This window comes from Peribacillus sp. NPDC056705 (genome assembly GCF_043656335.1).
The window spans coordinates 293,237-312,673 of sequence record NZ_JBHTYI010000004.1; the positions used below are offsets into that span (position 1 = coordinate 293,237).

The 19,437-nt window shown below is 41.3% G+C and carries 16 protein-coding genes; 9 read left to right on the forward strand and 7 right to left on the reverse strand.

Annotation, left to right across the window (positions count from 1 at the left end):
* Nucleotides 1-44 precede the first annotated feature (44 nt).
* Complete coding sequence (gene uptA, locus ACFRAK_RS08110) at nucleotides 45-674, forward strand: undecaprenyl phosphate transporter UptA (RefSeq protein ID WP_387597166.1); 630 nt, start codon at nucleotides 45-47, stop codon at nucleotides 672-674.
* Nucleotides 675-729: 55 nt separating this feature from the next.
* Here uptA and ACFRAK_RS08115 read toward each other — a convergent pair whose 3' ends face one another.
* The 4 genes from ACFRAK_RS08115 to ACFRAK_RS08130 form a co-directional block, all read right to left on the reverse strand.
* Nucleotides 730-2,061, reverse strand: coding sequence for a hemolysin family protein (locus tag ACFRAK_RS08115; RefSeq protein ID WP_260284502.1), 1,332 nt, complete (start codon nucleotides 2,059-2,061; stop codon nucleotides 730-732).
* Nucleotides 2,062-2,342: 281 nt separating this feature from the next.
* Nucleotides 2,343-3,452: a histidine kinase N-terminal domain-containing protein gene (locus tag ACFRAK_RS08120; RefSeq protein WP_387596571.1), complete on the reverse strand. Its 1,110-nt coding sequence runs from the start codon at nucleotides 3,450-3,452 to the stop codon at nucleotides 2,343-2,345.
* A gap of 236 nt (nucleotides 3,453-3,688) precedes the next feature.
* Nucleotides 3,689-4,576, reverse strand: a complete 888-nt coding sequence (locus tag ACFRAK_RS08125) for a cation diffusion facilitator family transporter (protein WP_387596568.1) — start codon at nucleotides 4,574-4,576, stop codon at nucleotides 3,689-3,691.
* 444 nt (nucleotides 4,577-5,020) lie between these two features.
* A complete protein-coding gene (locus tag ACFRAK_RS08130) occupies nucleotides 5,021-5,545 on the reverse strand; it encodes a universal stress protein (RefSeq protein ID WP_387596565.1) in 525 nt (174 codons plus the stop codon).
* A 319-nt stretch (nucleotides 5,546-5,864) separates the two neighbouring features.
* On the opposite strand from ACFRAK_RS08130, the gene ACFRAK_RS08135 reads away from it, so the two are divergent.
* A complete protein-coding gene (locus ACFRAK_RS08135; RefSeq protein WP_387596563.1) occupies nucleotides 5,865-7,862 on the forward strand; it encodes a transglycosylase domain-containing protein in 1,998 nt (665 codons plus the stop codon).
* A gap of 191 nt (nucleotides 7,863-8,053) precedes the next feature.
* Here the strand turns inward: ACFRAK_RS08135 and ACFRAK_RS08140 are convergent, their stop codons facing one another.
* A complete protein-coding gene (locus ACFRAK_RS08140; RefSeq protein WP_387596560.1) occupies nucleotides 8,054-8,362 on the reverse strand; it encodes a hypothetical protein in 309 nt (102 codons plus the stop codon).
* Nucleotides 8,363-8,552: 190 nt separating this feature from the next.
* Here ACFRAK_RS08140 and iadA point away from each other — a divergent pair, with 190 nt between their 5' ends.
* The 6 genes from iadA (at nucleotide 8,553) to ACFRAK_RS08170 (ending at nucleotide 17,064) form a co-directional block, all read left to right on the forward strand.
* On the forward strand, nucleotides 8,553-9,725 hold the full coding sequence (gene iadA, locus ACFRAK_RS08145; protein WP_394571558.1) for a beta-aspartyl-peptidase: 1,173 nt from the start codon (nucleotides 8,553-8,555) through the stop codon (nucleotides 9,723-9,725).
* A gap of 782 nt (nucleotides 9,726-10,507) precedes the next feature.
* Nucleotides 10,508-11,596 carry a pyruvate dehydrogenase (acetyl-transferring) E1 component subunit alpha gene (gene pdhA, locus ACFRAK_RS08150; protein WP_394571594.1) on the forward strand — a complete coding sequence of 363 codons (1,089 nt, stop codon included), beginning with the start codon at nucleotides 10,508-10,510 and terminating at the stop codon, nucleotides 11,594-11,596.
* Nucleotides 11,596-12,579 (forward strand): alpha-ketoacid dehydrogenase subunit beta, encoded by a 984-nt coding sequence (locus ACFRAK_RS08155; RefSeq protein WP_387596554.1) that lies wholly within the window; start codon nucleotides 11,596-11,598, stop codon nucleotides 12,577-12,579. The genes pdhA and ACFRAK_RS08155 overlap by 1 nt, the downstream gene beginning before the upstream one ends.
* Nucleotides 12,580-12,608: 29 nt before the next feature.
* Nucleotides 12,609-13,889 (forward strand): dihydrolipoamide acetyltransferase family protein, encoded by a 1,281-nt coding sequence (locus ACFRAK_RS08160; protein ID WP_387596551.1) that lies wholly within the window; start codon nucleotides 12,609-12,611, stop codon nucleotides 13,887-13,889.
* The gene (lpdA, locus tag ACFRAK_RS08165) at nucleotides 13,890-15,314 is read left to right on the forward strand and encodes a dihydrolipoyl dehydrogenase (RefSeq protein WP_387596548.1); all 1,425 of its coding nucleotides are present in this window, start codon (nucleotides 13,890-13,892) and stop codon (nucleotides 15,312-15,314) included.
* A gap of 370 nt (nucleotides 15,315-15,684) precedes the next feature.
* Complete coding sequence (locus tag ACFRAK_RS08170) at nucleotides 15,685-17,064, forward strand: amino acid permease (RefSeq protein WP_387596545.1); 1,380 nt, start codon at nucleotides 15,685-15,687, stop codon at nucleotides 17,062-17,064.
* Nucleotides 17,065-17,152: 88 nt separating this feature from the next.
* Here ACFRAK_RS08170 and hisC read toward each other — a convergent pair whose 3' ends face one another.
* A complete protein-coding gene (hisC, locus tag ACFRAK_RS08175) occupies nucleotides 17,153-18,265 on the reverse strand; it encodes a histidinol-phosphate transaminase (protein ID WP_394571560.1) in 1,113 nt (370 codons plus the stop codon).
* 173 nt (nucleotides 18,266-18,438) lie between these two features.
* Here hisC and ACFRAK_RS08180 point away from each other — a divergent pair, with 173 nt between their 5' ends.
* Nucleotides 18,439-18,906: an Lrp/AsnC family transcriptional regulator gene (locus tag ACFRAK_RS08180; protein ID WP_387596540.1), complete on the forward strand. Its 468-nt coding sequence runs from the start codon at nucleotides 18,439-18,441 to the stop codon at nucleotides 18,904-18,906.
* Between the two features lie 97 nt (nucleotides 18,907-19,003).
* Here the strand turns inward: ACFRAK_RS08180 and ACFRAK_RS08185 are convergent, their stop codons facing one another.
* A complete protein-coding gene (locus ACFRAK_RS08185; RefSeq protein WP_192203587.1) occupies nucleotides 19,004-19,399 on the reverse strand; it encodes a carboxymuconolactone decarboxylase family protein in 396 nt (131 codons plus the stop codon).
* Nucleotides 19,400-19,437 lie beyond the last annotated feature (38 nt).

Sequence of the window (19,437 nt, forward strand, 5' to 3'; positions counted from 1 at the left end):
GACAAACAATTTGAAATTAGCGGTAAGGGGAGTCCGATAGCATGATATCACAGCTTATTATGACGATATTGAATTGGTTTGCTGAAATGGGGTATATGGGGATTTTATTTGGGCTTATGGTTGAAGTCATCCCTAGTGAGCTAGTTCTAGGATACGGTGGTTATGTGGTAGGCCTGGGGAAAATGAATTTTTGGGGAGCTGTTCTTGCAGGTGTGGCAGGCGGGACGATGGCACAACTTTTTCTATATTGGGCTGGATATTATGGAGGACGGCCCTTTCTCTTGAAGTATGGAAAATATATTTTAATAAAAGAAAATCATATAGTAAATGCTGAAGAGTGGTTTCAAAGGTATGGCGTTGGCGTGATTTTTACGGCTCGATTCATTCCAGTGGTTCGCCATGCTATTTCCATCCCAGCCGGAATTGCAAGGATGTCTGTATGGAAGTTTATATTTTATACGGTTGCGGCTGTCATACCTTGGACCATATTGTTCCTGACATTAGGAATGGTTCTCGGCGAGAATTGGCAGCAAATCCGGGAAATAACTGAACCTTATCTAATTCCGGCTGCTGGTTTTTCCTTTATCTTTATCATGTTGTATATTTTTTGGAAGAAAAAGAGCACTCCTCCAATCGTAACGGTCAAAAAAATGGGACGGTTTCCCGATAAATGAACAAATCGAAAAAACAGCCACGTAAAATCACCTTTTACGTGGCTGTTTTTCATCATTATCCTTGAGGAAGGTCTTCTTCCAGAGGAAGCTGTACGACCTTTTTGGTGACCTCTATAAAACGAATGGCGTGATCTTCCATTTCAATCACTTTAAAGCAGAATCCGTCTTTTTCCATGATGTCCCCTACCTTCACATCATAATTTTCAGTAAGGACCCAACCGCCTATAGTATCGACATCATCTTCTTCTAAGTGAATGCCAAGTAGGTCATTCACTTCCTTTACAAGAAGTTTAGAGTCTAAAATATAATGTCCATCTTTAATTTTCCTGATCGAGGCGACTTCATCAATATCGAATTCATCACGAATTTCCCCAACGATTTCCTCGAGGATATCCTCGACTGTGACAAGTCCGGAAGTTCCGCCGTATTCATCCATCAAAATGGCCATATGAATGCGTTCTTTTTGCATTTTTAACAGCAAATCGTGAATTGGGATATTTTCCATCACCCGAATGATCGGACGAGCGTAATTTTCAATCGCTTTGATATGGATTTCCCGGTTCTTAATAAGATCCGAGAATACTTCCTTTAAGTTCACTAAGCCGATGACATGGTCTTTATCACCTTCGACAACAGGATATCGAGTGTATTTTTCCAATTTGGCCACATCGACGAATTGCTGTACCGTTTCATCTTTGGATATGGTCATGATTTCTGTCCTTGGGACCATGATTTCTTTAGCAACACGATCATCGAACTCAAAGATGTTATTTACATATTTAAATTCCGACTGGTTAATTTCTCCGCTTTTATAGCTATCTGACAGGATGAAACGTAATTCTTCCTCCGTATGGGCTATTTCGCTTTCGGATGCTGGCTTAAAGCCAAATAATCCGACAACGAATCGGGAAGAATGATTCAAGGCCCAAATGAAGGGAAAGGCTATCTTATGGAAAAAAATCAGCGGGCTGGCAATTGCCAAGGCCACTTGCTCAGCCTTTTGGATGGCAACCGTCTTTGGAGCCAATTCTCCAACAACCACATTCAGGAACGTAATCAGGGAAAATGAAATAACGAATGTCAGAATGCTTGTGACTTCTTGAGGGATGTTCAATGCCTTGAATAAAGGCCCAACCAATTTGAGGACGGTCGGTTGTCCCAGCCACCCCAATCCAAGGGCAGTTACGGTAATTCCAAGCTGTGTCGCGGATAGGTACTCATCAAGATCGGATGTAACCTTCTTGGCCGCAATGGCTTTTTTGTTTCCCTCTTCAATCAATTGATCGATCCGAGAGCTGCGAACCCTTATGATCGAAAATTCCGAAGCCACAAAAAAGGCCGTTAAAGCAATTAAAATAATGACAAATAAAAAACTTAATATGTCCAATTAGTGTGGGACTTAATTGAATCGCCAGATGTTGAGAACGATTTAATTATCCCAGTCACCTCCCAAAACCAATAATGAATGAAATGATAGTAGTATATAAAATGTTAGATGAAAAATAAGTCTCGTCTATCTCGTATGAAAATTTCTCTTGTTTTTATTTTCAATCTATAGAATCATTCACCTCGATTAGTAGTGGAACCTACCTATTAGTATAAGTAACTGGGCGCCAATCAGTCAAAAATTTCACACTAAAAACCTAAGGAAAAAAGGATATTTATCCATTATTTAGTTTTTAATTGTATTGAAAAGGTCGTAAGGAAATCGGTAGAGTGACAGGATAAAGTTCCTTGATGCTTTAAAACGATTTCTTTACAGACGAATAATCCCAATCCCGTTCCTCTTTTTTTAGTGGTGATGAATGGTTCAAAAATATTCGGCAGGACGTCGTCAGGTATCTTCGGCCCATTGTTCGATATATTTAAAGTAAGAATGCCGGGTGGTGATTCAGAGCCTGAAATGTAAATGGATGGGGAAGGCATCCCTGCAACCACATCAAGAGCATTTAATATAATATTAAGTAAAACTTGACGGAATTCTTCTTTAGAACCGGAAATTACGGCATCCTCGGCAATATTACATGTAATGGAAGCATTAACTTCCAAAATGCTTGGATATAAAAATTCAATCACCTCATTCACAAGCTGAGCAATGGAAAATAGATCAGGTGGTGATGCTGAAGTTTCCTTTTTGGAAATATTAAGAAATTGTGTGATCCGGTAATTGAGCTGATCCAATTCCTTCGAAATGATATCAAGGTACTTTATCTGAGGTTGTTCTGCCTGTAACAATTGTATGAATCCCATGATGGAAGTCAGTGGATTTCTGAATTCATGGACAAAGCTTGAGGTCATTTGGCCAAGGAGTGTCAACCGGTCTTTATGATTTGGGCTTATGAATTGATAGCGTTCTTCAAGTTCCATCGTTTTCAATTCGGTATAATGGGATAATGCAAAATGAATAAGTTTATCGAAGTAAACGTTTACTTGCTTAATTAGTCCCGATATTACTTCTTTGGATGATTCGGAATTCAAAACATGCTCTATGATGATGGATCTCCCGATGGTAGCAGTGGAAAAGAAATTTTCCATATCCAATTGCTTATTGACTCGATCAGACGCAATTTTTTCCCCTACGACCTTCAGTACATCGTCTATTTCAGTATCCGACTTTCCAAGCTGATCCATTAGCAGATTGAAAATATTTTCCACTTCTCCTTTAAAATACCCCAGATATCCGTCCGGTAAATGCAGCAACTCATCTTTCCATTTGGAAATGATACTGCTTTTTTGAGAAGATAAAAAGTGAATGGTCATTTCTCGATTAGATACCATCTTGTCCTCCATACTGTAGGAAAATGAATTTACTTTTGACCCAGAAATTGCTGTATTTGAATAAAATTACAAAATATCAAAATAATTACATCTTTTTTTCATGATAACAGATTAATGTTCTTTTAACATGTGTTAATTGGATAAATATTCGGCAATCAATCAATAAATCCCTTTTTTTGACACAGTTTTATTACAGTGATTACAGGAATCAATAACAAAAAAAGGTATCCGTAAAGTTAATGACGGTTACCTTTTTTATGGAATGCATATGGTTCGATGTGAACGATCGCATGCTGGATATTATATTCCTTCAAAAGATTTTCTTCGATTTTAACCGTAATATCATGACCTTGAATGACGGTCAAAAGAGGATTAACATGAACGGTAGTTTCGAGCAGGATTTCACTTCCATGCATCCGGGCTTTAATTTCACTCATGTCTTTAACACCCTCTGTCAATATAATGGTTTGTCCGATCTTTTGCAGGAGCTGCTCGTCGAAACCATCAGTTAAAGAGATGGAGGCATCACGAAAGATGTCCCAGGCCGTTTTGCATATGATGACCCCCACGACGGCTGCCGCTATCGCATCCAGCCAAGGGACTCCCATCTTAGTACCGATTATTCCAATGAATGCACCAACACTGACAAGGGCATCGGAACGATTATCCTGGGCAACGGCATAGATGGAAGAGCTGTTGATCTTTTTACTTAATGATAAGTTATAACGGTAGATTCCGTACATGAAAAATGCAGAGAATAGAGCCACATAACCGGTCAGCATGCTGGGAACGGTTGTTGAATTTTGGTGAAAGAAGGATTCAATGGCACTGTATACTACCTGAAGGCCCACGGTGATCATGATGAAGGCAGCTACCAACGAGGCTACGGTTTCCGCCCGTAAATGACCATATGAATGATTATCATCAGGAGGTCTCTTTGAAATTTTCAAACCGATCAATACGGCTAAGGAAGCGATGATGTCGGTCGTATTATTTAAACCATCAGCCCAAAGCCCTTTAGAATCACCGAAATAACCAAATGACAATTTAAGAGCAGACAAGAATATGTAAGCGGCAATGCTTATGTAGGCGCCTTTTTCAGCTGAAATCGAATGTTTATCCATGTCCATTCCCTCCCCAATGTAAATTAGGCTTAATGAATCAAACCTTTGTGAGTCTATAGATTTAGCCATCTAACTTGGTTGATGGCAGGTGTGATGAAGGTCTGTAAAGAAGTTGGTTAAACAAAAGAAAATGCCCTAAAATGGGGATGACAAGTTGATGATATGTACATTTTCTTTAATTGTCATTTATAGAAACTAATACTATATTCTAACCGATGATCGAAAATTAAATACTTCTGAAAGGGGAGCCAAAAAGGCTGAGTGGGACACTTGGTTACCGCTGGTGTAGGATGTGGTTTTGGACAGCAATTGGCGCTCCGGTGTTTTTTGCTACAAATGTATGACTGAAAAAATCCTCTTAACAAAAAGGCCGGATCCTATAAGGATCCGGCCTTTTTCAGAGAATGCTCTACTCGAGCCATACAGTGAGAACCCGCTCAATCTTCATTTTGCAATGAATACCGAACAAGGTGCGTTTTTTGCAATGGAACTGCTTGTACTGCCAAGAAAGAATTTTTCCAAACCGCTTTTAGCGCTATTGCCGACAACGATAAGATCGGCTGAAGTTCTTGCTGCAAAGTCACATACGCTATCTGGGGCATATCCTTCCAATAGTTCGAATTTCCCCCTGACTTGACATTCACTTAACAATCTCAACGTATTACTTTCTGCGTTCTGAATACTATTCTCGACGGGGGAAGGGGTGTCATTTACCTTTTGGGGTCCTGGCTGATTGACTTCAATAACGGGATGTGTCTGGACTGGATCCACATAAAATCCGGCAGTAGGTACGAACCCCGGAGCCGAGGCGTCTCCCATGATACGCTGTTCAACCTTATCATTCAGGACATGAACTATGGTCAATTCGGCTTTTGGAAAGGCCTTTTTCAATGTTGCCCCATATTCCACGGCCCGCTTACTCTCTTCATTTCCATCAAAAGCGACGACAATATGTTTTAAGTCTTTCATTAATATCATCTCTCCCCTTTATAAGACCTTATAAGTGTTATACCCGCTTTTAAATGGCTTCACGCCTTTAATCCGTATATAGATTGTCTTTTAAGGGTAAAGGATAGATACGAGCATAGTTAAAATGGTAGGATGAAATCTGGTCCTTCATTTAGCTGGCATGCTCAGACGATGAAGGGATATCATCGGCAAGGATGCAGATTCGCGAGTATGTGCTACAAGAAAAGGGCGCCTTTTATTCAATCGGCGAGTTTTCTTTAATAAAAAGGGTAAAATATTTTTAATGAAACATGTCGAGATGGGAAAATGGGGGGGACAAATGAAAGGGCTAGTGAAATTAGGTCTAATTATAATATTGGCGGTTGTGGTTTTAGGCGCCGGTTCACTATTGTATTTCAAGCAGGGTGCAGATATAAGTCATCTTGAAAATAAACTTCAGCAACCGACAGGAATCTATGATCTGGATGGGAATCTTGCCAGTACGATCACGGCGAATAAATCCGAAGGGGTTGCGATAGAAGAAATACCGGAACATATGAAACAAGCAGTGGTTTCCATTGAGGATCACCGTTTTTATGAACATCACGGCATAGATTATCAAGGGATTATGCGGGCTTTGGTTAAAAATGCGAAGGCTGGAAGTGTTGTTGAAGGCGGGAGCACTCTCACCCAGCAGCTTGTGAAAATCACGATGCTGGAATCGAATCGGACATTGAAGAGGAAGATAGAAGAGTTTTTTCTAGCCCGGGAAGTTGAAAATCAATATACAAAAGATGAAATTCTGGAAATGTACCTGAATCAAGTTTATTTTGGCCATGGGGCATGGGGAATCAAAAAGGCCGCAAATATTTATTTTTCCAAAGAGGTCTCTGAATTGACCGTTGCCGAGGGAGCTTTGCTGGCGGGTGTCATTAACTTACCATCGAAACTTGATCCATACAAGAATTTAGACGGGGCAGTCAAGAGGCGTGATTTGGTTCTTTCGAGAATGGCGGAACATGGTTATTTGACGAAAGATGAAGAAGCAGCTGCAAAAAAAGATTCGGTGACACTTCTTATGGGGGAGAAGGAAACCGATCCATTAAGAGGTAAATATCCTTATTTTGTCGATCATGTTTTATCCGAAGCATCGAGTAAATATGGTATTAAGCTTGAGGATTTGCTATCAAAGGGCTACAAAATTTACACGACACTGGACCAATCCATGCAGCAGTCTACAGAAACCGTTTATGCGAATGATGCCAATTTTCCAGTGGGAACGAGTGCAGATGAACTGGTTCAAAGCGGGTCTGTCCTCCTTGATCCTGAAACGGGAGGCATAAAGGCACTTGTCGGTGGGAGAGGTAAGCATCAATTCATGGGATATAACCGGGCAACCCAGCTGACAAGATCTCCCGGTTCATCCATTAAACCGCTTGTCGTATACTTGCCAGCGGTTGAAGAGGGATACGACATCACCGACCCTTTAAAGGATGAAAAAATGAGCTTCGGTGAATATGAGCCAACAAACCTTAGTGGTGAATATAAAGGAGAAGTGCCCATGTATGAAGCGGTGATGAATTCCTTGAATGTACCAACGGTTTGGCTATTGAATGAGATGGGCATCGATAAGGGGCTTGATTCACTTAAGCGGTTTGGAATTCCATATGAAAAAGATGATCGAAACCTATCGATAGCTTTGGGGGGGATGAAAAAAGGTGTATCCCCGCTGCAGATGGCAGGAGCCTTTTCAACTTTCGCCAACGGTGGGGAAAGAATGGAAACCCATGCCATTATAAGAATAGAAAATGCCGATGGAAAAGAGGTAGCCGCCTGGAAAGAGAAAAGCACCAAAGTGACCTCTGAAGACGCCGTCGCCAAAATGAATTCCATGCTGCTTGGAACAGTGGAATATGGCACAGCGAAAAACGCCGCTGTTTCCGGTTATGAAATAGCAGGTAAAACAGGTTCCACACAAGTTCCCATCGAAGGAATATCAGGGGTTAAAGATCAATGGTTCATCGGTTATTCACCTTCGCTGGTCGGTGCTGTATGGGCTGGATATGATAAGACGGACGAAAAGCATTATCTAACGACACACAGCAGTCAGGGAAGTGCAATCATCTTTCAAAAAATAATGTCGCAAGCTTTACAGAATCAAACTGCCCAATCCTTTAAAGCTCAAGATATCGGTCCGCTTATAGCTGAACAACAGGCACTTATAGCTGAGCAAAAGGCAAAAGAAGACGATGAGCAAAGGAGACAATATTGGATTGATAAAGGAAATGAAATTCGGGAAGGTTTGAATAAATGGAGGGACTGGAAGTTGCCGTGGTGATCCCCAGGAACGGGAGAATGAACAAGCTTTTGCTTAATTAAATCAACAAAAAAAGACTGTCAATAATTGACAGTCTTTCATCGTTCTTAAAAAATGAGATTTGCTATTATGCCGATTACGACGATTGCGCCTATCACCATTAGAATGGTTCGCATTTCTATACACCCTCTTCATGACGTAGTTGGAATCATTTAAATATTAACGGTTTGGTTCGATTGGAATCTAAATGAACTTTCATCATTTTCTTTACAAATAGCCTGTACTTTTTCAAGCATGGCATGTACATTCTCGCCTTCAAGTATGACTTTCATGGTTGCACACTCTTGAAGAATGAGCACAAAGGATACGAAAGTCGAAAGTTTCTTGGCATCGACCAATTTATGGTTGCAGATAAAATATATATTCCCTTTAAATTCTTTTGTAACTTGATATAGGTTCATGATTTGTCGCATGGATAACCTTTTATTTGTTTTAATATCAGAAGAAATCACTTTATTCATGTCGTTTAACTCCTTTTGTTTTTATACTTTTGGAAAAGCATAATCAAGATGTCAATTCAGCTACAACTTTTTAAAATGAACAATAATGTTTGTCTTTTTTATGTAATTGTTAGCGGGTCATATTGTATATTTACCCGAGTGAAAGATTTTGAAACCTAATTGAAAATTTCAATTGGAGGGGGAACGAACATTGCTCACACTTATTAAAAATGGGGAGCTTTATGGTCCGGAATATATGGGCCAAAAAGATATCCTCTTGGTAGGAAAGCAAATTGGCTTCATTGAGGATAAGATTGAAAAACCTGCCAATTTCGTTGAAATGGAAGTGATTGATGCGAGTGGTCAAATTGTGGTTCCGGGTTTTATAGATGCTCACGTACATATTATCGGCGGAGGTGGGGAAGGGGGCTTTAAAACGAGGACACCAGAAATCCAATTAACTGACGCCACTTTGGCGGGTATAACGACATTGGTAGGGGTCATCGGAACAGATGGAACGACAAGGACCATGCCAGCACTGCTTGCTAAAGCGAGAGCGCTTGAAGAAGAGGGAATTAGCTGCTTCGTTCAAACTGGTTCCTATCAAGTTCCAGTCAAGACGTTAACAGGTAAGATCGAAGATGATTTGATTCTTGTGGATAAAATTATCGGTGTTGGCGAAATAGCCATTGCCGATCATCGTTCTTCACAGCCGACTGCAGCTGAACTGGCTAAACTGGCCTCCCAGGCGCGCAATGGAGGCCTGCTGTCCGGGAAAAGCGGTATCGTCAACATTCATGTCGGCGACAGTCTAGATCATTTGCAGGTAATTGAAGAAGTTGTCGAGACAACGGAAATACCAATCACCCAGTTCTACCCTACACATATAAACCGAAATCCGCATTTATTCAATGCAGGTGTGGAATATGCAAAAAAAGGGGGTTATATCGATTTTACGACAAGTACGATCCAGAAGTTCCTTGAAGAAGGCGAGGTCAAAGCAAGTACAGCAATAAAAATGGCACTGGAAAAAGGCGTTGAAATCGGGCAGATCACCATAACTTCAGATGGACAAGCCAGCCTGCCTGACTTCGATGGCAACGGTAACCTGCGTGGTTTGAACATTGGTAAATGCATGTCCTTATATGATTGTGTTGTCGATGCAATCCTCAAGGATGGAGTGACAATTGCCGATGCCCTACGAGTTGTGACGGAAAATCCGGCAAACATTTTAAAACTTTCTACAAAGGGGCAGCTTGCTGTAGGTAAGGACGCCGATATCATCATGATGAAGAAAAAAACTTTAGAAATGAATAGTGTTATCGCGATGGGGCAGATCATGGTCAAAGATGGTCAAGCAGTCGTGAAAGGAACATTTGAATGATAAATCTTTCTAATCTTGTTGGTAAGGTTTTCATCTTGGTTATGGCAGGAGCGATTTCCGGTGCTTGTAGTACCCCAATCAATACTTATAAAATAATGGTTTGGGATTATATCAATAGAACTCCTTTTTGTAGACAAACTGAGACTCATTATATAATTACGGGTCTTTTTGCATTTCATGAATGAAACCCTCAATGGATGGAAGAAATTTGCGACACTCCTGCCGAAAAACTGGCTAGCCGAGACCCCACAGACGCTTGCGTCGAGGAGGCTTGGCAGACAGTCGGCGGAAAGGGAGCGGATTTCTGAAATAAAACTGTAACACTTTTAAAGAAAAATACGACAGGGAACAGGCTTTTCTTCGAGTTTGTCTCCGGTACAAAAAAAGACCCCTTTATTATATAAGGGGTCTTTTTTTTTGCTGGAGACTTTTTGGATAGGTCTTGATTCGAATAAGCATATGAACCATTTTGTAGATAATCAATATGAAATTTTCCCATTAAAGGTTCTCATTTTCAAAATGAAGGTGTGTTATCAGAAAACATATTCTAAATAAAGGCAAAATGTGAAAAATTCATTCTATTTAACATATTATTAAAAACATGGATGTATTATCCTTTTATATAAGGAATGTAGTTTATGAAACAGCATTTAATCACAGACATAAAGACCAATAGATACATTTTGGGCTGTTATTTCATGACTGTTCAAAACCTTGGTAAGTTTGCGAAACAAATCTATCTTAAGGGGAGAAATGAAATGGAAAAGACGGGAAACCCAATAATGAAAGCGTATTCAAATGAAGTTGAACCGGAAATATTTCGCGTATTGACTCCTGATGGCGAAATCATTGAAACGATTGATGGAAAAATCGATAAATCACTTATGTTAAAGATGTATGAGAGCATGCTCCTGCTCAGAACGTTTGACCGAAAATCCGTTAATCTCCAGCGCCAAGGCAGGATTGGAACTTATGCACCTTTTGAAGGACAGGAAGCATCCCAGGTAGGAAGCGCCTTAGCGTTGTCGGCAGGGGATTGGATGTTTCCCACATACCGTGACCATGGAGCGGCAATTATTCATGGGCAGGAATTATACCGTGTTTTCCTATACTGGATGGCGCATTTTGATGGCTCAATTTGTCCTGAAGGAAAAAGGATATTGCCTCCAAGCGTTCCGATTGCCACTCAAATGGTTCATGCCGTTGGAACGGCTTGGGCAAGTAAGATTAGAGGCGAAAAGAATGTTAGCATTGCTTATTTTGGTGATGGAGCGACATCTGAAGGGGACTTTCATGAGGCACTGAATTTTGCTGGCGTTTATAAAACCCCAACAATCTTTTTCTGCCAAAATAATGGCTACGCGATCAGTGTCCCTTTTGAAAAGCAATCGGCATCCAAAACAATATCCCAGCGGGCTGCCGCTTATGACATACATGGGGTGCGAGTGGATGGAAATGATATTTTCGCAGTATGGCTGACTGTAAAGCAAGCTGTCGAAAGAGCGCTTAATGGGGAAGGACCTACATTAATCGAAGCCATTACCTTTCGTTATGGCGCTCATACTACTGCAGACAATCCGAACATATATCGCGATCAGGACGAAATTTCAACGTTCTGGAGGGAAAACCGGGATCCCATTACACGTCTTAGAAAGTATTTGAATAAAGAGGGTCACTGGAATGAAGAGCAGGAGGAATTGGCGTTAAAACAATTCAACGAACTGATTGATGCTCACCTTCAAAAAGCCGAAGGGTATCCAAAATCTGACCCGCTCGAAATGTTTAACCATGTATATGCCGAGGGGTCATGGCATTTAAAGGAACAGAAGCAGGAATTGAACCAAATCTTAAGGAAAGGCGGGAAGAAATAATGGGCAAAAATTTAACGATGCTCCAGGCTATTACGGAAGCGATGGACCAAATGCTGGGTCATGATGATCGCGTGATGATCATGGGTGAGGATATTGGAGTGAATGGCGGGGTTTTTCGATCGACGGAAGGACTTTATGAGAAGTATGGAAAAGATCGAGTCATTGATACGCCATTAGCTGAATCCGGAATCATTGGCTCTGCAATTGGTTTAGCCCTTAACGGAATGCTGCCTATTGTAGAGATACAGTTTCTCGCCTTTATTTATCCGGGATTCGAACAACTCGTTTCCCATGCTGCCCGTATGAGGTATCGTACCCGTGGGCAATTTGGGGTGCCCCTTTTAATCCGTACTCCATATGGTGCCGGAATCAGGGGCCCAGAACTTCATTCCGAAAGTGTCGAAACCTTCTTTGCCCATACCCCGGGTTTAAAGGTGGTTGCACCCAGTAATCCATATGACGCAAAAGGGCTGCTCATTTCAGCCCTCGAAGATCCAGATCCGGTGATCTTTTTGGAACCGACTAAATTGTATCGTGCTTTCAAGGAAGAAGTTCCCGACGAAATGTACCGAATACAAATCGGGAAAGCAAAAGTGGTTCAGGAGGGGAGCGATCTGACCATTTATGCATGGGGGGCCATGTTAAGGGAGGCATTGAATGCCGCGAAAAAGATTGAAGCAGAAAAAGGCTGGAAGTGTGAAGTGGTCGATCTTCGAACATTATACCCTTTAGATAGGGATACGATCGTGCAATCCATTAAAAAGACAGGTCGTGCATTAATCGTCCATGAAGCCCATAAGACGGCAGGATTAGGTGCGGAGATTATCTCCATCATTAATGATGAAGCTCTTATTTACCTGAAAGCGCCGATTAAGCGTGTAACAGGATTTGATGTACCGGTTCCGCCGTTTACAATAGAAGATCATTATTTACCGACTGTTGACCGTGTAAAACAAGGAATTGTCGAAACGTTATCATTTTAATTGTGATTAAGGGAGAAGGAGGATGACGCATGATGGAATTTAAACTTCCTGATGTAGGGGAAGGGATGCATGAAGGGGAAATTATTCAATGGCTCATTAAAGAAGGGGAGGCGGTAAAACAGGACCAACCCATTGTTGAAGTGCAAACGGATAAAGTCAATGCGGAATTGACGGCTCCTGCAGCGGGAGTGGTCAAGAAAATATTTTTTTCCGAAGGGGATATCGTGGAAGTGGGAACCACTATATTCACAATTCAGGAAGAGAACGATGTGTCAGTTCCGGATAAAGGCAAGATTGACCAAGAAATCCAAGTCGTGCAATCTGACGATGTAAAAGTAAATGCAGAACAGATTACGACTAAGCAGCATCATGAGGGAGTGCGTGCGTTGGCAACGCCATTCGTTCGTCAAATGGCGAGGGAAATGAAGGTTGATATCGAGAAGGTTAAAGGCTCCGGCCCGGCTGGGCGAATTACCGAAAGTGACCTGAAGCAGTTTAAAGAAAATAACTCGATTACAATGGAAGATGCCAAACATCATGATAACAAGAGTGTTCAAGAGATGGCCTTGATGAATGATGCCATCCAGGCAAAAGGGGTGGAAAATGAGTGGGAAGAGCGGATTCCGCTTAAAGGCATTCGAAAAAAAATCGCTGAACATATGGTAAAGTCGGTTTCGACCATTCCTCATGTAACCCATGTAGATGAATTGGAAATGGACCGATTGAAGGAATTTAAAAATCAATTAAAAGAGTACTCCGATGATAAGGATATTAAGTTGACTTTTTTGCCATTTTTCGTTAAAGCCATTGTCATCGCCTTAAAGGAGTTCAAAACATTAAACGCTTCTATTGATGAAAAGACCAATGAAATCATCCTGAAGAATTATTATCATATTGGGATTGCGACGAATACCGAAGAGGGTCTCATAGTTCCAGTCATAAAACATGCCGATCAAAAGACCATTTTCCAACTGGCTGATGAAATCAGGCAATTGGCAGCCCAAGCCCGTGAAGGGAAGTTGAGCATTGGTCAAATCACAGGCAGTACATTTACCATCAGCAATGTAGGACCGATCGGAGGGATGCACGCGACCCCGATCATTAACTATCCGGAAGCTGCCATACTAGCTTTGCATAAAATGGAACATCGAATGGTCGTTCGCGATCTGGAAGGTGTTATCCGTTTAATGATGAATATGTCTCTTTCTTTCGATCATCGTTTGATTGATGGGGTAACAGCGGTGCATTTTACCAATAGAATCAAGGAATTGCTGGAAAATCCAATTCGTTTAGTTGTGGAGATGAGATAAATGGTAGTAGGGGAAGTTGCTGTAGAGACGGATGTTATCATCATTGGAGGAGGTCCGGGAGGATATGCTGCGGCTATCCGTCTCGGCCAGTTAGGAAAATCGGTCGTGCTGGTTGAAAAGGATAAGCTGGGCGGGGTTTGTCTTAATCGGGGCTGTATACCTTCAAAGGCATTAATTCACACAGCTGATCAATACCAAAGGCTTAACGATTTAGGGAAAATGGGAATCCGGCTATCCCAGGAAAGAACCGCTATGGACTTGGGAGTTTGGCAGGATTGGAAAGCGGGCATCACATCTCAGTTGAAGCAAGGTATTGCCCATTTGTGTAAGGAAAATGGAGTGACGGTGGTTAAAGGTCAAGCAGCCTTTTTATCTGATGACCGTATTGGAGTTGAAACCGATGGCGATTTTGAAACCTACAAGTTTGAGCAGGCAATTATTGCGACGGGGTCCAGACCTTTCATTCCATCCTTCATTAATGTCGATGGAGAATATATATTGGATTCAACATCATCTTTGCAGCTGCAGGAAGTTCCATCAAGCTTGTCGATCATTGGCGGTGGATATATCGGAATCGAATTGGGTATGGCATTTGCAAAGCTGGGTACTAAAGTGACCATCATTGAAATGGCCAATCGCATCCTCCCCCAAATTGCTGAAAACCTTGTAAAGGAAGTCACCCGGAATGCCAAGAAGCTTGGGGTGAATATCAAAACATCCACGAGGGTGGAAAAGGCGAGTGTAGTAGATGGCCATGTGCACCTTCATGTATCCTCAGATGAAAAAGGGACGGAATTGGTCGTGAGTGAAAAGGCCTTGGTTACAATTGGCAGGATACCTAACACTGAAGAAATCGGCCTGAATCGGGCTGGAGTTACAGTTGGTGAAAAGGGCCATATAGAAGTGGATATGGAATGTCGTACAAATGTGCCGCACATCTTTGCCATCGGTGACACTACACCTGGTCCGGCTCTTGCGCATCGAGCGTCCAAACAGGGAGTGGTGGCAGCTGAAGTGATAGGGGGATTGCCAAGTGCCGTTGACACACCTAATGTTCCCTATGTAATCTTCTCGGATCCACAGATAGCTGGTGTTGGTTTAAACCGTGAAGAAGCTGAACAACAGGGATACAGCGTCAAAATCGGCAAATTTCCGTTCAGTGCCAATGGAAGGGCGCTTGCAACGGATGAAACAGAAGGATTTGCTGAAGTGATCGTGGATGCCGATAGCCACATATTGCTCGGAATGCATATGGTAGGTGCTGATGCGTCCAACCTTATAGGTGAAGGGGTCCTTGCCCTTGAGATGGCGGCTAGGGTCGAAGATATAGCCCTGATCATGCATCCACATCCAACTTTGACTGAGGGGTGGATGGAAGCGGCTGAGGCAGTTTTGGGACATGCGATTCACATCGTAAATAAATAGGAAAAGGTAAAGTCATGGGGATTACCAAAGTAGTCCCCGATTAGAGTGTTTGATTTAATGGAGTCAAAAACCTCTCATTGGTCTCCAAAAGGCAAGGCTATCAGCAAATTCACGCCATTTCCAAAATTTGACCCGGCGTTTGACTAGATAGGATCCTTAATAGGCCTGCGATGATTCCTCTTGTAAAACTAACAACATATTGATATCTTTTACTTTGGTGAAGTATGAAAAGATTTTTCAAGAAGGCTTTGCATCCTTCCACTCCAAAACCAAAACGGTTGATGAGATAACTTATCTATTCGCCATTCAACGATTGAAATGGGTTTGATTTTTTATACGGAAAAATTATGGAAAGAAGGAGGCAGATGTAATGGAATCAAATGGTGGGTCACTGCAAAAGAAATTATTGCCGCGGCATATTAGCATGATGGCAATGGGAGGGGCGATAGGTACTGGCATTTTTAAAGGAAGTGCCGAAACCATATCGTTAGCAGGGCCAGGAGTCATATTCACTTATATTTTTGCAGGATTATTACTGCTTATAGTCATGGGTGCTATAGCGGAAATGGCAATTGTTTATCCAAATACGAATATGAAAGGTTTCGTTCGGAAAGCATTCGGTAACCGCTTTTCATTCATAATAGGCTGGATGTATTGTTTCATGTGGCTATCTGTCTGTGTCATTGAGGTAGTGGTGGCAGGAAGCTTCTTGCAGTATTGGCTCCCAGCAATCCCGCTATGGATATTAAGTTTAGGGTGTACGGCTTTCATCATTGGGATTAACATGATGAATGTCAAAAATTATGGTGAATTCGAATTTTGGTTTGCTGGCATTAAAATTACAATGATCATCGTATTCATCATATTGGGAGCCTGTATTTTATTTGGAGTCATCCCAACCGGGGAATCTAGTTATCTACAAAACTTCACCGGGCATGGAGGGTTTTTCCCAAATGGGTGGATGTCCATCTTTTCGGCATTACTGATTGTCATGTTCTCCTATGGCGGTTCAGAGTTAATAGGGGTGACGGTAACAGAAGCAAAGGATGCGGAACGCATTTTACCGAAGGTCATTAAAAACTATATTTGGAGAGTCGTATTATTTTTCACCTTACCGATACTTGTAATCTGCGGTTTGATTCCTTGGAACGAAATTAGCGACCAGGCAAGTCCGTTTGTACAAGTTTTATCAATGTCCGGTTTTCAGGGATCTGCACATATCATGAATTTCATTTTGATTACGGCCGTCTTATCTGCCGCAAACTCAGGAATATATGGGTGTACCCGCATGCTGCATTCTTTGGCTGCAGAAGGGGAAGCTCCCAAGTCGTTCTCTTATGTATCAAAAAATGGCGTTCCTTTGTATAGTTTGATATTAAGTGCTTTTGTATTGGTCGTCGGCTCCATGGTTACTTTCGTTGCACAGGACAAGGCATTTACTTTATTAATGGCGTTTCCAGGTTTTGTTGTATCCCTTGTATGGATCAGCATCTGTTTAGCGCAGCTAAAACTTCGCAATTCGTATCCCAAAGCCCCGAGTTTTAAAGTGTGGGGATTTCCATATGTAACCTTGTTTGCTGTAATCACCTTAAGCATCATTTGTATATCGTTCGTTTTCAGTGAACAGAATCGGATCAGTATCATTGCTTGCCTGATTGTGTTGGCTGCATTAATCTCGATTTCCATTTTTAAATTTAAAAGTGGGGATGAACAGGAGACAACGATAATAGAAAAGGATATTGCTAAATAAATTACGGAAAAGATACGACATGTGCAAAGGCTCCATGTCGTATCTTTCATTAATAATCATCGATATACTGCAACTTCACTTCGAACGTTCATGTACCTGACGTTTCATTGATTATATGTTGTAAGGAGGATATGAACCTCTTGTTTTCAAGTGGGGTGCCGATGGTCACGCGGATAGTATTTTCATAGCCTAGCAAATGACCGGAACGGATGATGACACCTTGAATTAATAACTTCTCAAAAATGTCCCTGCCAGGCTGATTCAATTTAACCATCAAGAAGTTGGCATGTGAAGGGAAGAATGTTAATCCCATCTTGCTTAGTTCGTTTTCTAAATATCTTCTTCCTTCCCCATTCTTACGAACACATTTCTCAACGAATGGATGGTCGTCGAGGGAAGCGAATGCCGCAGCCTGTGCTAAACGATTGGTATTGAAGGGTTCCTTCACTTTAACTAGCTCCTGTATGATGGAAGCATCCATTAAACCGTATCCAATCCTTAATGCAGCCAGTCCATAAATCTTTGAAAAAGTGCGTAAGATGACCAGATTTGAATGCATATTTAAAAGTGGCAAGGTTTCTAAATACTCTGCATCATCGACATATTCATAGTATGCTTCATCAACGATCAGTAAAATATGTTTCGGCACCTTCTCGATAAAAGAGCGTAACGTTTCTTTTTGAACGATTGTTCCTGTCGGATTATTGGGATTACAGACAAATATCATTCTTGTATTTTCTGTTATGGCATCATACATCCCCTTCAGGTCATGTACCCCATTAATAAGAGGTATCTTTACAGGTGTGCCGCCGTCAATCAATACATTCGTTTCATATCGTGGAAATGTCACATCAGCCATGATGACTTCATCATTTTGTTGGATATAGGTTCGTGTTAACAAACGAATCACTTCATCAGATCCATTGCCTAAAATGATATGATCTTTATTGATATTCATTTTCCTTGCCAACTTTTCAGCTAATGCAGGTGCCATACCTTCAGGATAAAAGGAGGTTTGCTCCATTTCAGTAATCATGGCTTCTTTTGCTAGAGTTGAGCAGCCGAATGGATTCTCATTGGATGCCAATTTAACGATCGTTTCGAGACCAAGTTCACGTTGCACTTCTTCAATTGGCTTGCCGGAAACATATGGGCTAATGCTTTCGATGTTTTGTCGAACCGGGATTTTCGTAAAGGTCAATGCAGGTTCCTCCCTTTGGTAAATTCTGAATTTTCTTTTTCTATTGGATTATTTTAATGATAGAATATTAACTGATAAAATTACATACAAAAAAGAATATATTTTTCACTATCCATACAACATTTTAAAGAAATAAAAGCTTATATTCCTTCATTATGAAAGGTGGTTTCTTCATGGATGAAATAGATGTCAATTTACTGGAACTTTTACAAAAGGATGGACGCATTACGATTAGTGAACTCTCGAAGAAATTGGCTCTCAGTCGACCTAGCATCTCTGAACGTATGTATCGCCTGCAAGAAAAGGGGATCATTGAGGGGTTCAGCGCAAGGATTTCACCCCTGGCAATAGGAAGGGGGGTACTAGTGTACATTCAGGTGAGTGAACTTAAGGTTCCAGTTTCCGATTTTGAGGAATTGGTGAAAAATGATTTAGACATTATCGAGTGCCACCGTGTAACAGGAACTGTTGGATATTTCTTGAAAGCCGCTTTGTCTGATATGGACAGCATGAGATTACTGATAGATCGATTAATACCATATGGACATCTGAATACATCCGTCGTTTTGACATCCCCGGTACCTTCACGCTCCATCCTTCCTAGGATCAATGAAATGGAGGATCATGGTGCGAAATCCTAGGTGGAATTTCAATCGATCCTTGTAAATGGGTTTGCATGGAAACCAATGAAGGTTTAAAGAAAGGAACGAGGCACGGTGCCTGTTCCTTTTTTTGCTATTATAAATCCATCAAAGCCCCGAAATATTGCTGGGCCGTTGTAAAACAAATGAATGCCAATAGTTCAGAAATCTCTTCATCACTGAATGTCTCCTTCAATACTTGGAAAAACTTTTCCTCCGTTTTTTCACGTTGTAGGAGGAATACTTCCGCAAAGGCGATTGCATAGCTTTCTTTCATATCTTCCGGCTTTAGTGGAATCCCTTTTGCCTGACAATATGAGCAGCCATTACCATATGCCAGAACTCTTCTGACGTTTTCCTTTAACTTCTTTGAAAGTTTCCCATCTGCAGATATGCAATCTGAGAGGTCCGACCATTTATGCGAAATCTCTTCAGAATGAAATAATCTTTGAAATGGACTGGATCCCTGCGATGATTTTTTTATTCTTGTCATGAACATCTCTCCTTTGAGATAATACTAATATAAAAATC

Coding starts and splice junctions, on each gene's coding strand:
- ACFRAK_RS08160 (WP_387596551.1), top strand. CDS start 12,609: ATGATGGAATTTAAACTTCCTGATGTAGGGGAAGGGATGCATGAAGGG.
- ACFRAK_RS08120 (WP_387596571.1), bottom strand. CDS start 3,452: ATGGTATCTAATCGAGAAATGACCATTCACTTTTTATCTTCTCAAAAA.
- ACFRAK_RS08180 (WP_387596540.1), top strand. CDS start 18,439: ATGGATGAAATAGATGTCAATTTACTGGAACTTTTACAAAAGGATGGA.
- lpdA (WP_387596548.1), top strand. CDS start 13,890: ATGGTAGTAGGGGAAGTTGCTGTAGAGACGGATGTTATCATCATTGGA.
- pdhA (WP_394571594.1), top strand. CDS start 10,508: ATGAAAGCGTATTCAAATGAAGTTGAACCGGAAATATTTCGCGTATTG.
- ACFRAK_RS08130 (WP_387596565.1), bottom strand. CDS start 5,545: ATGAAAGACTTAAAACATATTGTCGTCGCTTTTGATGGAAATGAAGAG.
- ACFRAK_RS08125 (WP_387596568.1), bottom strand. CDS start 4,576: ATGGATAAACATTCGATTTCAGCTGAAAAAGGCGCCTACATAAGCATT.
- ACFRAK_RS08185 (WP_192203587.1), bottom strand. CDS start 19,399: ATGACAAGAATAAAAAAATCATCGCAGGGATCCAGTCCATTTCAAAGA.
- ACFRAK_RS08140 (WP_387596560.1), bottom strand. CDS start 8,362: ATGAATAAAGTGATTTCTTCTGATATTAAAACAAATAAAAGGTTATCC.
- ACFRAK_RS08155 (WP_387596554.1), top strand. CDS start 11,596: ATGGGCAAAAATTTAACGATGCTCCAGGCTATTACGGAAGCGATGGAC.
- ACFRAK_RS08170 (WP_387596545.1), top strand. CDS start 15,685: ATGGAATCAAATGGTGGGTCACTGCAAAAGAAATTATTGCCGCGGCAT.
- ACFRAK_RS08135 (WP_387596563.1), top strand. CDS start 5,865: ATGAAAGGGCTAGTGAAATTAGGTCTAATTATAATATTGGCGGTTGTG.